The sequence below is a fragment of the Chryseobacterium sediminis genome, assembly GCF_008386505.1.
GTDB classification, from domain to species: Bacteria; Bacteroidota; Bacteroidia; order Flavobacteriales; family Weeksellaceae; genus Chryseobacterium; species Chryseobacterium sediminis.
In genome coordinates this window covers 1,630,288-1,650,423 of sequence record NZ_VUNZ01000001.1, presented here as the reverse complement: position 1 = coordinate 1,650,423, position 20,136 = coordinate 1,630,288, and the positions used below count along the sequence as shown (strand labels likewise).

The following is a 20,136-nucleotide window of genomic DNA, read 5'->3' as shown; positions in this document are numbered from 1 at the left end:
TCCTTTAATACTTTTAAAGAAGTTTTATTGATTAATATCTAAAACTGTTGCAACGGTCCTCCTACACATCCACCTCCTCAATCTCCACACCGGTAAATACACAAAAATCACAGATAATACACCTGCCAATACACCCACTACCACAGCCATTGCTGTAGCATCCAGTCTATAATCCTTTGAAAAATTGTACTGTCCTATAAAGAGTAGGGAGAGTACTAATGAACCTGTAATCAGACCGTGTAAGATGCTTAGCTTAGTCATGAGTTTTTTAATATTCAGCTGTTCGTCTACGGTAAATTCTATGGCTTCCTGGCTGGCGGCATCCGTTACTCTTTTGATGATATCAATGGTAAGAACTACCGGAAGGAAAATAGCCATTGGCAGGGTAAGGCGGGCCAGATTTTGGGTACCTGAGAAAAAATGCGTGTAGCCTAACTCTTTGAAGCTGGCATACGCAATAATGAAATTAAAAAATACATTCGGGAGGACATAATAAATCGTGCGCTTAATGAGAAAGCGCTTCAGGGTGGTTTTTTTTATAGGTTTTGGCTTCGGAGGCTTTATTTTAAATTTCATAGAGAGGTGGTCAATAGCTCAATGGCTTTATCTTTTATCAGATGAGCTTCTTCTTTCGGAAGAAAATTTTCATTGGACATGAAGGTGAAGTCCATCTGCTGGTTGTACGTACTGGCAACTAAAGTATTCGAGTTCAGCCATGGGAAAGCCACGGTAGGACTGAATACCGTTTCCAGGTTGAAGTTTTTGTAATCATTCGGGATATTCACTTTTCCCATATTGGATAAGGTGATATCATGCCCACCTTCACTGGATTTCAGCATATTGATCATGCGTCCTACAATAGGGTGCATACGTTCTCCCATCCACAGGAGTTCACGGGCTTCCAGCTTACTGATTTTCTCAATAAGTTCTCTTTTGATCTGTTTGGCATTACCCAGAACGTCTTTACTGTCTTTCCTGATGGTAAGTTCTACGGTTGGGGCAAAAGCAAACAAATGATCTTCTTTAATTTCCGGAATGAAATGGCGTACATCTACAGGGCTGATCACCTTACCTTTGGCGCGGTCTCCCTGAATATCGCGGAAGGCCTGCATCACGGAAGAGCATAGCAAAGCATGTACAGAGATTCCGTTGGCTTTACATTTCTCAGTGATCAGTTTTGTATCCTCCGGAGTCATTTTCCAGTGGATGGCGTAACTTTTTCCAAGGTTTCTCTTTTTACTTTTTCGCTGGATAGAAAAGAATATTCTGGCGAACAGCAGATAAAGACCAGCTTTGTATTTTTTAATTCCCGTATTAAAATCCGAAGGCAGAAAATCATCTACCGATTCAAAAGCTACATAAGGAATTAACGGAGAATAAGGATTATCCAGCAAACTCAAAAGTTCACGCATTAAGGTCACTCCGGTAGTTCCGTCTGAAATACAGTGAGGCATGATCCAAAGAATTTCGGAATGATCCTGTCCCTTCACCCAGACTACTTCGGCCAGTGGTTTTTTGGGTTGGTCAAAGAGTTGAAACCATGCTTTTTCGGATTCTTTGAACCAGTCATCGTCTGTCTTTCGCTCTACAATACGAAGGGGAATAGGTTCGATATCTTTCTGTCCCATAAAAAAAGGATACCGTCCGATCTTATGATCAACGATAGCTCTCAGCATGGGATGTTTCTGCTGGATTTTTATTAAAGCTGTTTTAAAAGTCTCCTCAGAAATCTGTCCTTTGATTTTTGCGGTATACACACAGTTTAAGGGCGTCTCCGGATCTACATACATGATCCTTTCTACCATCATTAAAGGTCTCTTGATCATGATATTGCGGTCTGTTTAATTTGTGAATAAATTGTCTGCATAACCTCATCGCGGATAGCTAATGCCTCTGTATACGGTAAATAACCTTCGCTTCCCATGAATGAAAAATCCATTTTTCCACGGTAGGTAGAAACCACCAAAGTAGTGGTATTTCCCAACGGTCCAATGACTGACGGACTGAAGATTGTTTCAACCGTAAATTCTTTATACTCATGAGGAATCTGAATACGTCCCAGATTGGAAAACATACAGTCGTTGGATGATTTCCCGTTCTTTAACAGTTTGGTGAAACTATTCAGTGCATCATGCCCGGATTCCATGACCATCATGGTGATGTAAGGATTCAGTTTTGAAGTTTTTTGTTCCACAGATTTCTGCATGGCGCGGAGGTTATCCTCAAAGCTTAGCTTTTCATCAGAAGAAACCACAATCATCAGCCCAAAAGCGAAGATATGATCTTCTTTGATCTGATTGGCAAAACGTCTGATATCAACAGGGCAGGAAACTTTATTGAAGGATTTTTCAGCTCTTACTTTTTTAAATGCCTGCAATACAGTTGCACTCAGAAAGGTATTCACGGTCACTTTCTGAGATTTGCAGTAAGAGATTAATTCCTTGCTTACGGTTTCATCCAATTTCCAGTTGATTAGGTAGTCATTTTGTCTTTCTACGGCTTTTTTGCCTACAGGAATCCATTTGATGGCAGTAGCAGCCAGTCTTCCTATAAATTTAGCTTTCAGTTTTTGTCTGCGGCTGTTCAGAATGTTGGCGGGAACTACATCCTGTATTCCCAGAATCGGTTTTTCTATCCCGATATCAGCAGCCGGATTATCCAGCACTTTCAGAAACTCATTCAGGAAAGACATTGCAGAACCTCCATCACATAAACAGTGGTGGAAGGCAAACAGCATATCAGAAACATCTTCTCCTTTGATCCAGATAAACCGGATCAGGGGTAATTTTTCATAATTAAATGGAGTGTTCCATTCTCTTCTGGATTCTTCCTGCCATTGATCTTCACTCTGTCGGGTGATGATCCTTACAGGGATAGAAATGGGTTTTTCCGGAACATTGAACCACGGAATATTTTTTTCATCATGGCTGATTAATGCTCTCAGCCATGGATGTTTATTTTGAATTTGAGTGAGAGCCTGTTGGATATCTTTTAATGTAAAAGTACCTCGCAGCCTGAACGGGATGACCGCATTAAAAGGTTCTGTACCGTCCCCGAGTAACATGCGCTCACCAAATAGCAATCTTCTTTTTATGTGTTGATTCATAGGCTATACCGAAGCTAGTGTTGAATGTTCCTGTACAAAGTTTTCTAATAATTCTACTGCCTTATCGTTTCCTCCTGCAAGGGTAAATGTATTGCGGACTTCCTGAGCGGCTGTTCTGTATTTCGGGTTTTCCAACAGTTCAAAAACGGTTTCACGAAGGGCATCTACACGCAGTCTTTTGTATCGGATACTGATTCCGCAGCCTGCCTGTTCGATCAGTTTTGCAATATGGAAATGATCATAGGCAATAGGAGTGATCAGCATTGGTAATCCGTTTCGGAAAGTATCGTTAACGGTGTTGAATCCACCGTGGCAAATTACCATATCCATTTGCTGCATCACTGCAGACTGAGGAACAAAACTGTTCACAATAAAGTTGTCCGGCCATTCTTCAAAGATTTCCGGTGGGGTAGCAGCAATGACTGTTACGGGCTGGTCTTTAAATGCAGCGATGATCTTTTCAAAGAAAGCTTTTCTGATGTCTACCAACAGAGTTCCCAATGATACGAATATCTTTGGAGTAGTAGAAGCATTCAGTTTATCCCAGTCAAATGGAGCATCATTCGGACGTCCTTTTACCGGACCTACAAATTTCATATGAGGCGGAACGGTTTCAAAGCCTGCAAAGGCTTGTGAAGTAAACACCATGTTCAGTTTATGAGAATGGATGTAAATACCCTCCTCATGAATTCCCACTTCTTTTTGCAGGTCTTTGATCAGGTTTTGCTGCCATTCCCAGATTTTTGGGGAACTTTTTTCCGTATCTCCCATCACATCCGGCGGAACCGGAGTAGTCGTTACACAGGGAATATTATGTTTGTGAGCGAAAAGAGCACCTCCGAATGTAATACAGTCATTCACGATCACATCCGGCATCCAGCTTTCTGTTAAACGGGTTAATCCCGGCATCATCATTTTGGCAAAAGGAACATAGGTTTCTTCCAGTGCCAGCTTCATCACTTCAGGTCCGGAACAGGTTGGTCCGTCATCCTGTCTTTTTAAAATACGGGCAATTTCCTCCTGATAGGGAATAAGATCTTCCTCAGGATAGAAATAAGATCCTCCTTCCGGAATATGTTTGCTGTCTAATGGGGTAATTCCGAACCATTTTACTTCGTGGCCACGGGCAATTAAACTTGCTCCAACACTTAAAGTAGGGCTCACATGTCCGAAAAACGGAGGAACTACAAATAAAAACTTAGACGGTTTTTCAGGTTTTGAAGTCTTCAATATTGCTTGTTCCAATAAGTTGGCTGCCGTAGCTGCACCTCCTGCTTCCACAAAAGACTGTCCTACTTTCTGAGCTGCTTCCTTATAACCTGGATTATTCAGAATCTGCTGTACAGCTTCTCTCAGATGATTGGCTTTAAATCTGTTAAAATTAAGACGTTCACCTGCTTCTGTACGTACAACACGTCCTGCAACGTGTGACTGGTCATAGGCAATCGGGATCACAACCAAAGGAATACCGTTGGATAAGGTTTCAGATACAGTATTGTGACCGCCATGGCAAACAACACCGTCAAGATGAGGCAACAGATCCAGCTGAGGAACCTGCTGATACACCATAAAGTTATCCGGCCACTGCTCGAAAAGCTGCGGATCGGAAACCACTACAACGGTTAAATCTTCATCTTTAAAGGCATCAACTACCTTTTGAAAGAATGCTTTTTTATGATCATGATCGAAGGTAGTTCCAATGCTTACCAGGATCTTTTTGTTATTTTTGCTTTTTAATTTCTCCCAGTCAAATTCACATGACACACGTCTTTCTGTAAGGACCGGACCTGTGAACTGATATTGAGAAGGCAGATCATCCATTTCACCAAAGAAATAATTGGAAGTCAGAACAAGGGCCAAAAGGTCTGAAGTTGCCAGAGAACGTTCTTCCTGAAAACCTAATTCTTTCTGCAAACCTATGATTTGATTCACTTCCCATTCGTGTACTTTTGGCAGTTCATTCATGATTTTAATGGCGGCCGGAGCAGTAACGGAAGTGGCATAAGGAATTCCAAGCATCTTCGCTGCAACAGGAGCTGCAAACAACTGATGATCTCCGATAACCAAATCGGGCTGGTATGTTGTAAGTAAAGCAACAATTCCGTTATAGCAGTGTCTGTTCAGCGGAATAAGAACCTCTTCGTACAGGAACTTAACGCTGTCTATACCGTACACTACTTTTTTTGAAATGATATCAAGATATTGTTCACTTTCTTTCTTTTCTTCGTCGGTCTGATCGTATTGGATCAGTAATAATTTTCCTCCCTCCGGAAGTTTAGCCTCTAAAGTAGGGTCAAGGCTGATCCAGGCTACTTCATGTCCTCTTTCCAGCAGAGTAGCACCGATGCTTAAGGTAGGATTGACATGTCCTGTCAATGGTGGAACTATAAATGCAAATTTAGCCATGGTTTTGTGTTAAAATTTTAGATAAAAATTGAGCGATTGTTTCAGCGATGAGCTGAGGTTCCTGAATTGGAATGTTGTGATCGCCCGGGATTAATTCAAGTTCAGACTGGCTGATTTGAGACTGAAGCCACTCACCGGTAGGTCTGCAGTTGGAGTCAGCTCCATAAAGCAATAAAGTGGAAGTTTCCAATCCCTTGAAGTCAGCTTCACCAAGGAAATGTTTTTCCCTGATCATATCTGCTTTAATGGTAGTCTGATTAAACAGAAATTCATACATGCGATGGTTCTTTTCCATTTGTCTTTTACCCATCTGTACTTTGGTGGTATCTGTAAAATTGGCTACATAATGCTCAAGAAATTCTTTGCTGTATTCATCAATGATGTTACGGGCTTTTTCATCCTGAGGATCCGGAGCTTCCATTACCACGAGCTGATTCACGCGGTCAGGGTATTCCAAAGCTGTTTTTAAAGCAATAAGACCTCCGAAGCTATAGCCTACAAGGTGTACTTTTTCCAGTTGAAGATGATCTATTAAACCTATTAAATCGGATGACATGTTATCAAGATCGTACCCATCCAAAAAGCGTTCACTCATACCGTGGCTTTTCAGATCGTACATCACCACATGGAAATGCTTTGCCAGCACAGGGGCAATATTAAAATAATAAATGGACAGGTTACTGAACATACCGTGGATGAGTACCACGGTTTGTTCGGCTCCTTTGTTGAGTTCCTGTATATGAACTTGTCTGTTATTGACAGTGATTATTGGCATTCGTAGATATAATTGATGATCATACTAAGGTCAAGATTAATAAGCTGGTCAAGATCCATAGAAGATAACCAACCTGTAAAGTCGATCTGATCGCCAAAATGCGCTTTGATTTTTTCAGAGAAAGAGACAATCTCAATGCTGTCCATTTCAAGATCTTTGGTGAATGAACTTTCAGGGGTAATGTCCATCTCTTCTACAAATTCAGCACCTATCACTTCAGTAATAAAACCTTTTAATAAAGTAAAAAGTTCCTCGTGGTTCATTTTTAATGTTGCGTTTACAGTGTCCATCCGATAATATAATTTTTATGTTTAATAGTTTTGATTTCAATGTTGTTGATCCACAAGTGATCATCTTTTATAAGTTCGATTTCAATGGCTTTTGGATTTCCTTTCAGTCCTGTTCCAAGGAACTTTCCGTAAGCTTCCTTGGCTACCCAGAAACGGGTGGTCCATTCTGCCTGATCTCTGTCTTTTAATAAGGCTAATTCTTTGTCGGTAAATACCATGTCGTAGAATCCGGAGCTGCGTTCTTCCATCAGTTCCATATCAATTCCTACAGATTTTCCATATCTCGCGATTCCTACAGCTTCTTTGCCTTTGTGAGCTAAAGAAATATGAATGTCTTCTGTAAAATCACTGATGAGGTAAGGTTTTCCCACTTCATCGGAACGGATTTCAAACGTAATCGGGAAGCAGGCATGATTTTTTTCCTGACGAAGAAGGTTTCTTACAGCATCTTTCACTGCTACACGGCTTACCATCCAGTTTTTCTTCTTGTTTGGTAATAATTGCTGGTGATGCTGTTTTTCCGTTTGGTTGAAATATCTTTTCAGGATAAAATCCCACGAAGCCACTCTGGTATAAGCCTGGTGGAAGAAGAATACTTCAGGAGCAATCTCTTCTGAAAGGCGGTTGTGCAGCGGAGACATGGAAACATTCCATAACGGAGCATCAATTTCCAGTCTTCTGTTCTGCCAGCCTGTAATGGCACACCATACTTTTCCGTCTCTTTTCAGGATGATATCTGCGATGGCGAATTCATCATTAAGCTCTGTCAGCATACAGGTACATTCAAAAATGCCTTCCTGATCATGCATATCTCCGAAGAATTCAATATCTCTGATTTTTACAGGAAATGCAATACGGTCTTTCACCAAAGTAAGCTGCAGCCAAAGCCCGAATAATTGTCCTGCATTGTCCAGTAACGAACCTTTTCCACCGTTTCCTTTTATTTTTCCGATAATTCCTTTGTCTCCAACGGCTGAAACTTCAGTAATTCCCTGATATTTGTCTCCATGGAACATGTGCATGTCATAGATTTCTTCTGGGGTTCTTTCGATAGGTAAAAGATTACCGATGGAAAGATTGAAAGCTGGTGTTGGAACAGGAGAAGATTTTAAAATCACTTCTGCATTGGCAAAGTTTTCAATATCCAGATAAGCATGGCTGGCTCCTCGCCATTCTCCTTTTACGGTTTTTTCAAAAGGCTTGGCAACGTTCATCCATTGGAATACACTTACGTTCATGATTTTATGAACCAGCGTTCCCGGAATTTCCGCTTCTGCTATTTCTGCAAGCTGCTCAAAAATCATGGTCATCGGAATTACCGGTTCCATATCAGCGACATGAGCCCAACCTTTTGGTTGTCTCAATAAGCTGTGGTCAATCAGATAAGGATGACTTTCAAGCGTTACATACAAGTCTTTTGAGAAGGTTGTACTTCTTGGTGCTTTCGGAGCAACTTGTGCTGCCGGAGCTGCAGGGCGTTGAATTGTGATTTCCGGACGGTTTTGGAATAAAGTCAATACTTCTTCCTGCATACGTATCATATCGGCAACGTTATCCTGGAATGCCTGTACCAGCGGATGACCGCTTTTGGTGGCAATAGCTGAAGCAGTTGCGGTATATTGTTTTGGTGTCTCAAATGATTGAGCCAACGCTTTCACTTCTTTAAAATTACGGATGATAGGAGAGCCTAATTCCAGTTTAATACCTTTTCCTGATGCTTTTTTTGTGTGATTCTGAATCTCTAAAAAGTCAAGAGCAATCGTTTTTCCTTCTACAAACAATGAAGCGACCACACGTTGTAACTGTGCTAATGCAGAGCGGGTTGGAACGCTGGAAGCAATCGTGCTGAATGCTTTTCCTTTCAAGGTGTCATCAATAAATCCGATTAATCCTCCGGTACCCACCTGAATGAATACTCTTGCCCCTTCATCGTATAATTTATCGGTCAGTTCACGGAAACGAACAGGCTGAACCAAATGCTCTGCACTCAGTTTTCTGATCGCTGCCTGATCTGCGGGATAAGGTTCTAAGGTTGTTGCAGACCACAATGGAATTTTGGTCTGCTGGAACTGTGCTTTTTCCATTCCCGCAAGGATCACATCCAGTTTATCTGCGATAAAAGGAGAGTGGAATCCTGATTGGAAAGGGAGTACCTGATGGAAAATCTGATTGGCCTTTAATAAAGGAACCAATTCATCCAGCGCTGTATTACTTCCGCAAAGAATGACCTGATTAGGGCAGTTGTCATTGGAAACATACAGATTTGAAATTTCAGTAATAAAAGGTTTTATAACGTCAATTCCTGCTCCTATGGCGATGAATTTGGAATCTTTTAATTCAAATGTTTCTGGGTGAAGTACATCAATTAGAGCTTTTACAGAATTGGCTTCTGCTAATTCGGACGAATATCCTGCCAGCCATTCTCCTAAACTGTGCCCGGCGTTCATATCAGGGATAATCCCCAATTTTTTCAATGAATTATCAAGGATACTGCAGTTGTTGAAGATGTTTAAAGCATCGGTTAGAAGTCCTTCACCTTCTGTTTCAATAGGAGCTGTTAATCCAAAATAACGGCTAACCGTATCTACTTCACCTTTTGCAAGACCATCTAGGCCCGGAAATACAAAGGCTACTTTACCACCATCCTTTAATAATGGGGTAGAAGTGTACCAGATATCCTGTTTGTTTTTCCAGATGATATTTTTGGAAACAATTTTAATGGCTTTTTCTATTCTTGCAGGCGTTGGATCGAATATAGCAACTCTGAAATCTCCTTCACCAATGGCTGTTTCATTATTTTGTAATGCGGAAAGCAGTTCTTCATGAGTGGGTCTTGCTAATATCAGTACCTGATCTTTTTTCGGCATATCATAGCCTTCAAGAACTACATGAGCGTTGATTCCTCCAAATCCGAAAGCATTTACTGCTGCTACTTTTGGAAGTCCGGTTTTTGACCAGTTTTTTGCTTCCTGTACCGGTTCAAACCTTGTGTTCTGCATATCCGAAGTTGGATTTTCACAATATAAGGTTGGTGGTAAAGTATCATGGTGTAATGCCAGACAGGTTTTAATCAGTCCTGCAATTCCTGCTGCCGGCATAGCGTGCCCGATATTGGATTTCACAGACCCGATACCTGCCGTCTGAGCAGTTTCTTCTTTTCCGAAGAACTGAGCTAAGGTCTGAAGTTCTGTTTTATCTCCAAGGGGTGTTCCTGTGCCATGAGCTTCAAGATATCCCACTTTATTTTTATCTAAATCAGCATTGATCCATGCCTGTTCCAAAGCTTTTAACTGCCCTTTTACGGATGGGCTCATTACGCTGGTTCCGGTACCGTCACTGCTTACTCCAACACCTTTGATCACTGCATAGATTTTATCCTGATCACGAACGGCGTCTTCCAATCTTTTTAATACGACAAAACCACAACCTTCACCAATCAGTAATCCGTCAGCATCCATACTGAATGGTTTGATCTGCTGTTGGCGTGACATAGCTCCCAACTGGGCAAAAATACTCCAGAAAGCGGCATTTTGCCCTGTGTGTACGCCTCCGGCAATCATGATATCGGAACGTCCTCTCTGAAGTTCCTGTACGGCATGATCAACAGCAATTAAGGCAGAGGCACAAGCGGCATCCACAGTAAATGCAGCACCGCCTAAATTGAAACGGTTGGCTACAAGAGAGGCTACAAGATTAGGAATTAATCCCATAGCAGTATCTGCTGCAAAACGTCCTTTTCGTTCCTGAAAAGCATGTTTTACCTTTTCAATGTCGGATGAAGAAACGTTGGGCAGTAATTCCTGCAGTAATGAAGAAATCTGTTCACCGGTTCTTACAATTTCAATAGCGCGGGTAGCTCCAGGACCAGTGTAGTTTCCTTTACCGATGATGATTCCCGTTTTTTCAAGGGAAATATTTTTCTGAAATACACCTGCATCTTCCAGTGCTTTCTGTACCAGATCAAGGGTAAGCAAATGGTCTGGCTCTGTTCCTTCAACAGCCAATGGCAGAATACCAAATGCTGTAGGATCGAAAGTATAATCAGGGATAAATCCTCCACGCTGACAATAAAAACGGTCAACGGGGCTTGTCGCATCACTGAAATGAACCGGATCTATCCGATCAGCCGGAGCCAGCTCGGTAGAATCAACTTTATTGACAATATTCTGCCAAAAAGTGTTGGCATCCTGTGCCCCGGGAAAGACACAGGATAGACCAATTACAGCAACATCTGTTTTTTTCATACTTAGTTTCTACAGAGTTTTACCAATTATTTCCTGACATGATCAGCACCTGGCTTTCAGTTCCGTATTTTATTTCGTTAAGGAAGATTTCTTTCCCTTCATCCAATGGAATCATGGAAATTCCTCTGCGTTCGTATTCTGATTCAAGGGTGGAAGAAACCATTCCGGCTCCTTTCCATGGTCCCCAGTTGATAGAGATTACTTTTCCTTTTAACCTTTTGTTTAAAGCGTTCGCGTAATCATCCAGTACACTGTTGGCAGCAGCATAATCTGTCTGTCCTTTGTTACCGTACACGGAAGCGATACTCGAAAATAATACTACAAACTGGCAGTCGGTACGAAGTTGTTCAGCCAATACACGAAGTGGTTTTACTTTGGTATCAAATACACGTCCGAAAGAGCTTGTTGTCTTTTGTTTGAATAATTTATCTTCTAAAAGACCTGCTCCATGAATTACTCCGTCAAGGCGGTCGTATTTTTCATAGATATTGCTTATAAGATTACTCAAACCTTCTTCATCACAAAGGTCCAATGATTGGTAAATAATGGTGTTTCCAAGGTCTTCCATATCACGGATTGTACGTAGGATCTGATTATTTTTGAAAATCTTGGTCGTTTCTTTTTCTATTTCTGCAGGAGATGTAAATTGACCGGATTTAATAAGGAAACCTCTGATTTCCTCTTTGGTTTTCATTCCTTCAAATTCTTTTGCAGAAATTTCATTTCTCGGATCTGCTGATCTTCCTACCAGAATATAGGTACAAGGATAAGCCTGAGACATATGTTTTACCAATTCAGCAGTAATTCCTTGAGCACCTCCCAATACCAGGACCACAGACTTTTTATCCAATTGAATATGTGCTTCATTCAGACTTGTTGACAATGGGGAAGGGATAATGTCTACTTTATGTCTTTGGTCATTTTTGTAAATGATCTCTGCTGGTTTATCGTTAGTAAGGATTTCCTTTAATGTAATTTCAGCTATCTGATCTACTTCCTGAGGAGTGCTTAGACTGATCAATCTGCAAGTGGTATTGTCAAATTCTCTTGCCAGACTTTTGAAAAGTCCCGGATACCCCTGATGATGACGCAATATGCTTACATCAGTGATTTCCTGAAGATGAGCCGGAATATCTGAAATAAGGTATACCCATTTAGCTTTATCAAAATCCAGTTTTTTGATCAGATCTACGTGATCGATAATGCTTGGTTTGTCAACAGCTGAGAACAGGTCCAGCATAATTAATCCGTCAATATTTGAAAGATCTTTTTCTGTATCTACCAATTCTACGATAGCTCCATGTTTTTCTAAAGCTTCTTTGATCGCGGAAGTCTGTTTGCTGTCATCCTGAGTAATGGCAAAACGTTTTCCCTGCAATACTTCTGTATTTTGTACTAAAGAGGCGTCTGTAGGAGTAATATCAAAACGAAGACGTGAAAGTACGTTTAGCGTTGGCTCTACAGTGTTTGTTTCCTTGATTTCGTTACTGGTTTCGTTCGCTTCACCATTCATTTCGCTGATCCAGCTTGCCAGACCGCGAAGGGTTTTAATAGCAGCCAGCTTTTCCATGACATCATCAGCCTGTTCAAGGTTTTGACCAAACCCGATCTTAGTTTTAAGATCACCGATGATTTCCATACGTTTAATGGAATCTATACTTAAATCTGCCTCCAAGTCAAGATCAAGACCTAACATTTCTTTTGGATATCCTGTTTTTTCACTTACAATATTCAGAATAGCATTTTGAAGGTCTTCAAAAGAGAAAGCCGGCTGAGCTTGTGAAGTAATGGTTTCAGCTGCTGATCCGTTTTTTTCAGGGGCAGCAGTTGTTCCTGCTCCTGAGAATTCAGTAAGCCATGAAACAAGACCGCTTAAGGTTTTTATTCCTGCTAACTGTTCCATAACGGTATCTTCACTGGTATTTCCGTTGCCCAGAGTTCCCAGTTCATTACGAAGGGTTCCTATGATTTCAACTCTTTTAATAGAATCAATACTTAAATCAGCTTCCAGGTCCATTTCCATACCCAGCATTTCCTGAGGATATCCTGTTTTGTCACTTACTACCTGTAGTAATAAGGATTTGATATCTCTTGAAGGCGCTTGCTTCACAGCTGCAACGGCTACCGGTTTTTCCTGTTGAACAGGCTGAACCGGAATGGCAGATATTGGCTGGTGTGCAGGAGTCTGTACGGGTGAATGGTATACAGGAGCAGGGAACGCCTGAGGATTCTGCCCCATAAAGGAAAGCATCACATCACGCTGTGCCTGTATCATTAATTTCATACTGTTTAAATATTCCTGCAGCATGCGTTCAGCAGTAGACTGAGCTTCGGTTGCAGGAGCCTGTGGATTATTAGTAAAATTGTTCATGGGAATAGGGTTTATTAGTGGTAAAGCACCATTAGATGGCAGATTACCATGAGTTGGGTGGGCAGTCTGCCCGTTTACACGCCAGATGGCGGGGCTTTTCTTGTAAAGCTCAGGTTGGTTAAGATCAATAACCTTAACGCTTCGGCCATCGAAAAGTTTATCAATATTGAAGCTTCGGCCTGTTCCTAAATATTGTGCCAGCATGCAAAGCAGGTGGCTGAATTTATTACGGCTGTTATCTTCTACATATAAGGTCAGCTGATCTTTTTCAAGACAGGATTTGGTTAATCCGGTAAGTACTTTTCCTGGCCCTACTTCGATGAATATTCTTGCACCGTCGTTATACATGGCCTGAAGCTGTTCTACGAATCTTACAGGCTGTACTAAATGATCAGTAAGTCTTTCTTTTATTTCAGACGGATTTGACGGATATATTTCAGCTGTAGTATTAGACCAAACAGGAATCTGCATTTCCCCGAACGGTACTTCTTTCAATACCTCAGCATATAAATCCTTGGATTTTGCCAATAATGGACTGTGGAATGCACATGCAACCTCCAGCTTTTTAGCAGAAATACCTTCCTGTTTAAGAACTTCCAGTAATTTGTTGATTGCTTCTGTACTTCCTGCAATAACACATTGTGTAGGAGCATTGAAGTTCACAGGATAACATCCTTCTACTTTAGTAATGATTGGTTGTAAGCGTTCCGCGGTAGCACTTGCTGCCAGCATTGAACCTGGATCTCCGCCTTCCACTGAGTCTAAAATAGACTGAGCTCTCTGAACACTTAAGTCAACCAGCTTATCTTCTCCAAATACCCCTGCAAAGCATAAAGCCGGTATTTCACCATAGCTGTGACCTGCCAGCATATCAGGAATAATGCCTAATGATTCTAAGAACTTAGCCAGTGCAAGGTCTACAATTCCTAAAAGTGGTTGCGCTAAACGGGTATCTTTAATGGTTTCTTTTTGTTGTTTTAAATCAGCTTCATTAAAGGTTTTAGATGGGAAAACTACTTTTTCAAGTTCAGGATATTCATCAATAATCTTACGCATAGCAGGGAAAACGACGAATAAGTCACGAGCCATGTTGATTCTCTGGCTACCTTGTCCAGGGAATGTGAAAGCTACTTTACCTTCTTTTTTATTTACGGTAAATGTGTCTTTTGTCTCAATCCCTAGCAGTACCAGTTCAAGCTTCATCATCAGATCTTCAGCAGTGTCTGCAACAATACTGAATTGGATTGGCTTTTCTGAGCTGATGCTTAAACTGTAAGCAATATCTTTTAACGGAATACCATCATTGATTTCTAATAAAGCTTTAATCTGGCTTGATTGTCCTTTTGCTTCTTCGTAAGTATCTCCACGGAAAACAAAAAGCTCTGAAGGCCATGACTGCATCGCGATTGAATTATCCTGCTTAGAATGATTGGCAATTACCGTATGGAAGTTCGTTCCTCCAAATCCAAAAGCACTGATTCCTGCATAACGGTTTTTCTCTGCCCATAATCCGCTTTCTGCATGGAAGGCAAATGGACTTGTTTCTGCATTATAATAAGCATTAGGCTGCTGAAGGTGAAGTGTAGGTGGTTTTACTCCGTGATATACCGCAAGGGAAGCTTTTATTAAACCAGCTAATCCCGCAGCACATTTTGTATGCCCGATCTGTGTCTTCACTGAACCTAAATGAGTCTGCCCCGGTAATGCACCTGAACGACTGAATAGGTTAGTTAATGCACTTAATTCAGTTTTGTCACCCACTACAGTTCCAGTACCGTGAGCTTCTACAAGACCTACAGAAGCAGCACTGATACCAGCTTGGGAATAAGCACGTTCTAATGCTCTTACCTGACCTATCTGTCTTGGAGCAGTTAATCCCAGTGCTTTACCATCACTGGATCCGCCAACTCCTTTGATCACCGAATAAATACGATCACCATCACGTACCGCGTCTTCATATCTTTTTAAAACAAGAATAGCAATACCTTCTCCAAGGGCAATACCGTCTGCATCACCATCGAATGTAGCACATCTTCCTTTTCTGGATAGAGCATGAGTACTGGAGAACATCAGGTAATCATTGATTCCGTTGTGTAAATCTGCTCCTCCGGCAAGAACCATATCAGATTTTCCTAATACAAGTTCCTGACAAGCCAGATCAATAGCAGCTAATGAAGATGCACACGCTGCATCTACCGTAAAGTTTCTACCGCCAAGATCCAGTCGGTTTGTAATCCTACCTGCGATAACATTGGCAAGAATACCCGGGAATGAGTCTTCTGTGGTATGTGGGAAGGCTTCTTTTACTTCTTCATGAAGTTCTCCGAAAACCTGCTTATAATATCCTCTGAAACTATAGCTGTTGGCAAGGTCATTTCCTCCTTCAGCACCTATAATTACAGAAATGTTTTCTCTGTTGATGTGTTTTTCACCATATCCTGCATCCTCCATTGCACGTTTTGCGACCAATAAGGTCAACAATTGTGTAGGTTCAATGGCAGCAAGAGATTGTGGCGGAATTCCGAATGCCAAAGGATCAAAATCAATTTTAGGAATAAATCCACCCCATTTGGAGTGAGACACATCCGGTCCGTCAGAATCCGGGTGGTAATACAATTCTTTATTCCATCTTTCATCCGGTACTTCGGTAACGCTATCTTTTCCTAAAATAATATTTCTCCAGTATTCATCAAGGTTTTTAGCACCCGGGAAAATACATTCCATTCCTACAATAGCGATATCCAGAGGTTTTTCCGTAGAAACTGGTTCTTCCGGTAATTTCGCATTCTGAACATGTTCGTAATTGTCAACTACACTTTGATGAAGGGCAGCCAATGAAATTACACGATTGTGCATGGTAGCGACCTGGCCAATCATATACATTCCTAAGTCTAATTGATCATCTTTAGGAATATTGACAAGTTTATCACCCTGACGTTCTATACCTTTAGCCGCAATTCTTAAACGGCCTACATTTAATTTTTCAAGCTGTTCCCACACCTGTTTTTTATCCATACCTGCAGCAAGGAGCTTTGCTTTTTCTGTATTGAAATGGTGAGCAAATGCAGTATTTAAACAACGGGTTTCGTGTCCTGGTGCTGTTTCCAATAGAACGGTATCTTTTGCCTGCATAGCCTGCGACTGGAATTCTTCCTGAATGGCTCCCGTCTGTACAGCCTCATGTGTATAAAGATAAGCAGTACCCATCAGTACCCCAATTTTTACTCCTCTTGCAGCTAATGGCGCAGTCATGATAGAAACAAACGCTGTTGAAAAAGCATTATGAATTCCTCCTGCAAAAAAGACACTGATGTTTTCAGGGTGTTCTTCTTTTAAGATACGTTCAATTTGTTTTTCCCAAAGAACCATACTTGAAAGCGGACCTACGTGGCCTCCGCACTCACGTCCTTCAAAAATGAAGTTTCTGGCACCTTCTTTCAGGAAAATATCCAGAAGGGCAGGGGAAGGAACGTGTAAGAATGATTTTATTCCGGCTTTTTCAAATACTTTAGCCTGAGCTGGTCTTCCGCCCGCAATCAAAACTACGGGAGGTTTGGCTTCTAATATATAGGATGTCTGTTCATCTCTTAATTCCTGTGGTGCAAATCCTAAAATTCCTACACCCCATGTTTTTTCACCAGCAAGTTTTTTGGTATCCATTACCAGAGACTTGGCGGATTCTCCTTTCAATAACGATAAGGCAACAAAAGGTAAAGCTCCGGCGTCTGCTACTGCATTGGCAAATAGCGGAACATCGCTTACACGCGTCATTGGACCTTGAGCGATGGGATAACGAAGACCCAGTTCCTGAGCTAAAGAGTTGTCTTTATCAATTACTTTAAGTGCTTTTGCCTGCTTAAGGTGTCCATACATGGCTTCTTTGAATCCGAAAACCAGTTTTTTCAAGGTTTTGAAATCCTCATACAGATCTGTTGCCAGCGAAATGTCTTGTCCCATAGGGATATAACATGTACTAAGATCCAGACCGTTGAAGTACTGTTTCAGATCTTTAGTCGTTGTGTTTTCTGGTAATACCGGTGAATTGGGTCTTACCAATACACGATGATTAGCAATCACCTTAGTTTCCGTACCATTCAGCTTTGAGCAAACTTCTTTCAGATCTTTAGGAACTGAACTTTCAGGGAACAGTGCCAGCTGGCTGTCCAGTACAACTCCTGTTGCTCCCAATGCTTTTGATGCCGCTGCAGTATGGAGACCTATTCCTCCCTGTACCCACACCGGAATGTTCTGAATTTCTTTGATCACACGCTGAAATAATACAAACGTGGATTCATAGCCTACCCATCCACCTGCTTCATTCCCTTTGATAATGATTCCTTCTGCTCCTGATTGTTCAGCTTGTCTGGCCTCTTCCAAACTGGTTACCTGATAAACTACAGGCAGGTTTTGAGGTTTAGACATTCCGAACGGAAGGATTGCAAACCTTACTTTTTCAGGAATTTGAAGAGCGGTGAAATTGTCATTAGAAAAATAAATACCATACGATGGTACGTCTATCTGATCAAGTTGATGTAACGCTTCCTGGGCAGTCACTAACTCATTTCCTAAACTTAGAACGGGAAATGCACCCGCCTGATGCAGTTTAGGAATAAGGTTAACGTCCGGTTTTTCAAAAGGCGTTAGTCCAATAATGGTTAAGTTTTTCATGGCGTGATAATTATTGAATGATAGCAAGAGTTTCATAACAAAAAATGCAGGGCCTTTCGGTAATAAGGCAAATGATTTTTGCTACGATATAATAAAATTGGTTTTTGTTAAATCGTTAACGATGTATGTCGTTTTATGGCAATTATTCAAGAATCTATCGTTTGTTAATAGATTATATGATATAAGGTCGATATCCGGCTTTTCAAAAGGCATCAGCCTGATTTTGGTCAAGTTTTTCATAGCATTTACGGTATAGGAATAGTTAATGATATCTCATAGCAAAACACTAATACCATTGGTATAAATCGTGATTTACTGTTATGAGAGAATAAAAATAATAAAACTATAATATATCTTCAATCATAAATGTAATTTGATAATGATTTTTTAATAGAAAATTATCAATTGTTCAAATGCTATTAAAGTATATTTATTGTTTATTTATTCTTATAAACATGGCCGGTACAATCTTATTAACTATAACTATAAATATTTATAGTTAAAAAAATGTTAAGCAAATATAGGAATAAAAAATAGAATATTTCAAAAATGAGAGATTTGTTTTCGGGTATATTACAAAAAGATAATATACTATAGATGGGGTCCGAAACTGTAAGAATAACCTTTATCAATCTGATAAAACGGATATGCGAATTTATGTAAAATTAATCAATATATTGTGATTTAATTTAAATTATTTGTGAACTTTATCTATCTTTTTGATAAATAAACAGATAGATATTTTAATGAATAATTAAAATATCTTTCCGAAATTCATAAAAAAACAGTAAGTATCTGATATACTTACTGTTTTTAAATAGATTGATCGTTAAGTTTTTTCTTATAAATAAAGCCTTTTTAATATTGTCGGGTATTTTATTATCCGGTGACAGGCTTTTAGATTCTAAAATATACTTAATCCGTATTGTTTTGCAAGGTCCAAAATCATATGATATCCAGCCAGTGAATTACCATGCTGATCCAAAGATGGGCTGAATACCCCAATTCCTATTTTTCCGGGAACACTTACGGTAATTCCCCCTCCAACACCGGATTTACTTGGAAGGCCTACGGTTCTGGAGTATTCACCACTGAATTCATACATTCCGGCAGTCAGCATTTGTGATTCTACCAGTTTTGCCATATCTGCATTCTTATAAGTAGTATCACCGTCAAACCTTACACATTGGTTGGCAAAGAAATAACCGATTTTTGCAAGGTCTTCAGCGGTAAGCTCAATAGAACATTGCTTGAAATAATTATCCAGCTGGTCTTCATTTCCGGAAATCAGCCCGCTGTTTTTCATGATGTAAAACATACCTCTGTTACGGTGCCCGGTTGCTTTTTCGGATTCATAAACCGATTTGTTATACTCAATTGTCTGATTTTTGGTAATATACCTTACCATGTCCAGGATCTTAAGGAAAGGTTTCTCACCATCTCCTGAAATTAATGAAGTGGTAAGAATAGCCCCTGCATTCATCATAGGATTAAGGGGTTTGCCTGTGGTTTCAAGGTTTGAAAAATGGTTGAAGGGTTTATCGGAACCGAAATATCCCATCTTATCAAAAATGTGAGCTTCACCTTTTTCATTTACAGCCACCATTAATGATATGATTTTGGAGATACTCTGCATGGTGAATTTTTTACTTACATCACCCGTGTTGAATACTTTTCCGTTTTTATCTACTACTGAAAAGGCAATTGCTTTAGCATCCATTTTTCCCAGTTCAGGAATATAATCTGCCACTTTGCCTTGTGTGTAATAGGCTCTGTTTTTTTCCAGAATGGTGTTTAACGTTTTTTCTGAAATTGTTGAAATGTCTGCGGTTTTCTGAGCGTAAACTATTGTGTTTAAGGAAAGAAAAGCTGCGGTACAAATTCCTTTTGCAGAAAATAAAAAGCTGTTGTTTTTCATAGGGAAGATCTTCAAATAAAATGTTTATGATAAGCCTCGAAAAACAAAGATAGAATATTTTGATCTTGTCGGCAATGCTCATTTATTATAGCCGTTAATCTTGTATTGAAAAGACTGTAGGAAGATGGTGTTGGTAGTGAGAAATTTAATTTAAAAATTAGCTTTCGTTTTTGTAATTTTTCAAGTGATTTATTTTAATGTAAAATAAATTTATTTAGTAAAATATCAATAAATTAAGTTCTTAGTTATTGATTTGGTTTTTGAATAGACGAAAATTAAGTATTTTATTTTGTTGAAAACCTCGTGAATCCGCAGATATTGAGAATGAGTAGATTTTTTTTATATAATTAATATGTTG

General features: G+C 40.1%; 9 protein-coding genes. All 9 read right to left on the bottom strand.

From position 1 onward, the window contains the following. Positions 1 to 24: 24 nt before the first annotated feature. The 9 genes from FW780_RS07455 to glsA all read right to left on the bottom strand — a co-directional run bounded on the left by FW780_RS07455 (position 25) and on the right by glsA (position 19,778). Positions 25 to 576 carry a hypothetical protein gene (locus tag FW780_RS07455; protein WP_149832987.1) on the bottom strand — a complete coding sequence of 184 codons (552 nt, stop codon included), beginning with the start codon at positions 574 to 576 and terminating at the stop codon, positions 25 to 27. Beyond that, positions 573 to 1,826 (bottom strand): condensation domain-containing protein, encoded by a 1,254-nt coding sequence (locus FW780_RS07450; protein WP_149832984.1) that lies wholly within the window; start codon positions 1,824 to 1,826, stop codon positions 573 to 575. Before FW780_RS07450 ends, FW780_RS07455 begins: the two co-directional genes overlap by 4 nt. Continuing rightward, positions 1,823 to 3,064, bottom strand: coding sequence for a condensation domain-containing protein (locus FW780_RS07445; protein WP_241676869.1), 1,242 nt, complete (start codon positions 3,062 to 3,064; stop codon positions 1,823 to 1,825). Before FW780_RS07445 ends, FW780_RS07450 begins: the two co-directional genes overlap by 4 nt. 45 nt (positions 3,065 to 3,109) lie before the next feature. Continuing rightward, entirely contained in the window at positions 3,110 to 5,512 is a 2,403-nt protein-coding gene (locus tag FW780_RS07440) for a glycosyltransferase (RefSeq protein WP_149832978.1), read from the bottom strand. After that, entirely contained in the window at positions 5,505 to 6,287 is a 783-nt protein-coding gene (locus FW780_RS07435) for an alpha/beta fold hydrolase (protein WP_149832975.1), read from the bottom strand. Before FW780_RS07435 ends, FW780_RS07440 begins: the two co-directional genes overlap by 8 nt. Further along, on the bottom strand, positions 6,278 to 6,577 hold the full coding sequence (locus FW780_RS07430) for an acyl carrier protein (RefSeq protein ID WP_002977699.1): 300 nt from the start codon (positions 6,575 to 6,577) through the stop codon (positions 6,278 to 6,280). Before FW780_RS07430 ends, FW780_RS07435 begins: the two co-directional genes overlap by 10 nt. Continuing rightward, positions 6,565 to 10,821 carry a type I polyketide synthase gene (locus FW780_RS07425; RefSeq protein WP_149832971.1) on the bottom strand — a complete coding sequence of 1,419 codons (4,257 nt, stop codon included), beginning with the start codon at positions 10,819 to 10,821 and terminating at the stop codon, positions 6,565 to 6,567. Before FW780_RS07425 ends, FW780_RS07430 begins: the two co-directional genes overlap by 13 nt. 19 nt (positions 10,822 to 10,840) lie before the next feature. Continuing rightward, positions 10,841 to 17,860 (bottom strand): type I polyketide synthase, encoded by a 7,020-nt coding sequence (locus tag FW780_RS07420; protein ID WP_149832968.1) that lies wholly within the window; start codon positions 17,858 to 17,860, stop codon positions 10,841 to 10,843. Between the two features lie 904 nt (positions 17,861 to 18,764). Continuing rightward, on the bottom strand, positions 18,765 to 19,778 hold the full coding sequence (gene glsA / locus FW780_RS07415; protein WP_149832965.1) for a glutaminase A: 1,014 nt from the start codon (positions 19,776 to 19,778) through the stop codon (positions 18,765 to 18,767). Positions 19,779 to 20,136 lie beyond the last annotated feature (358 nt).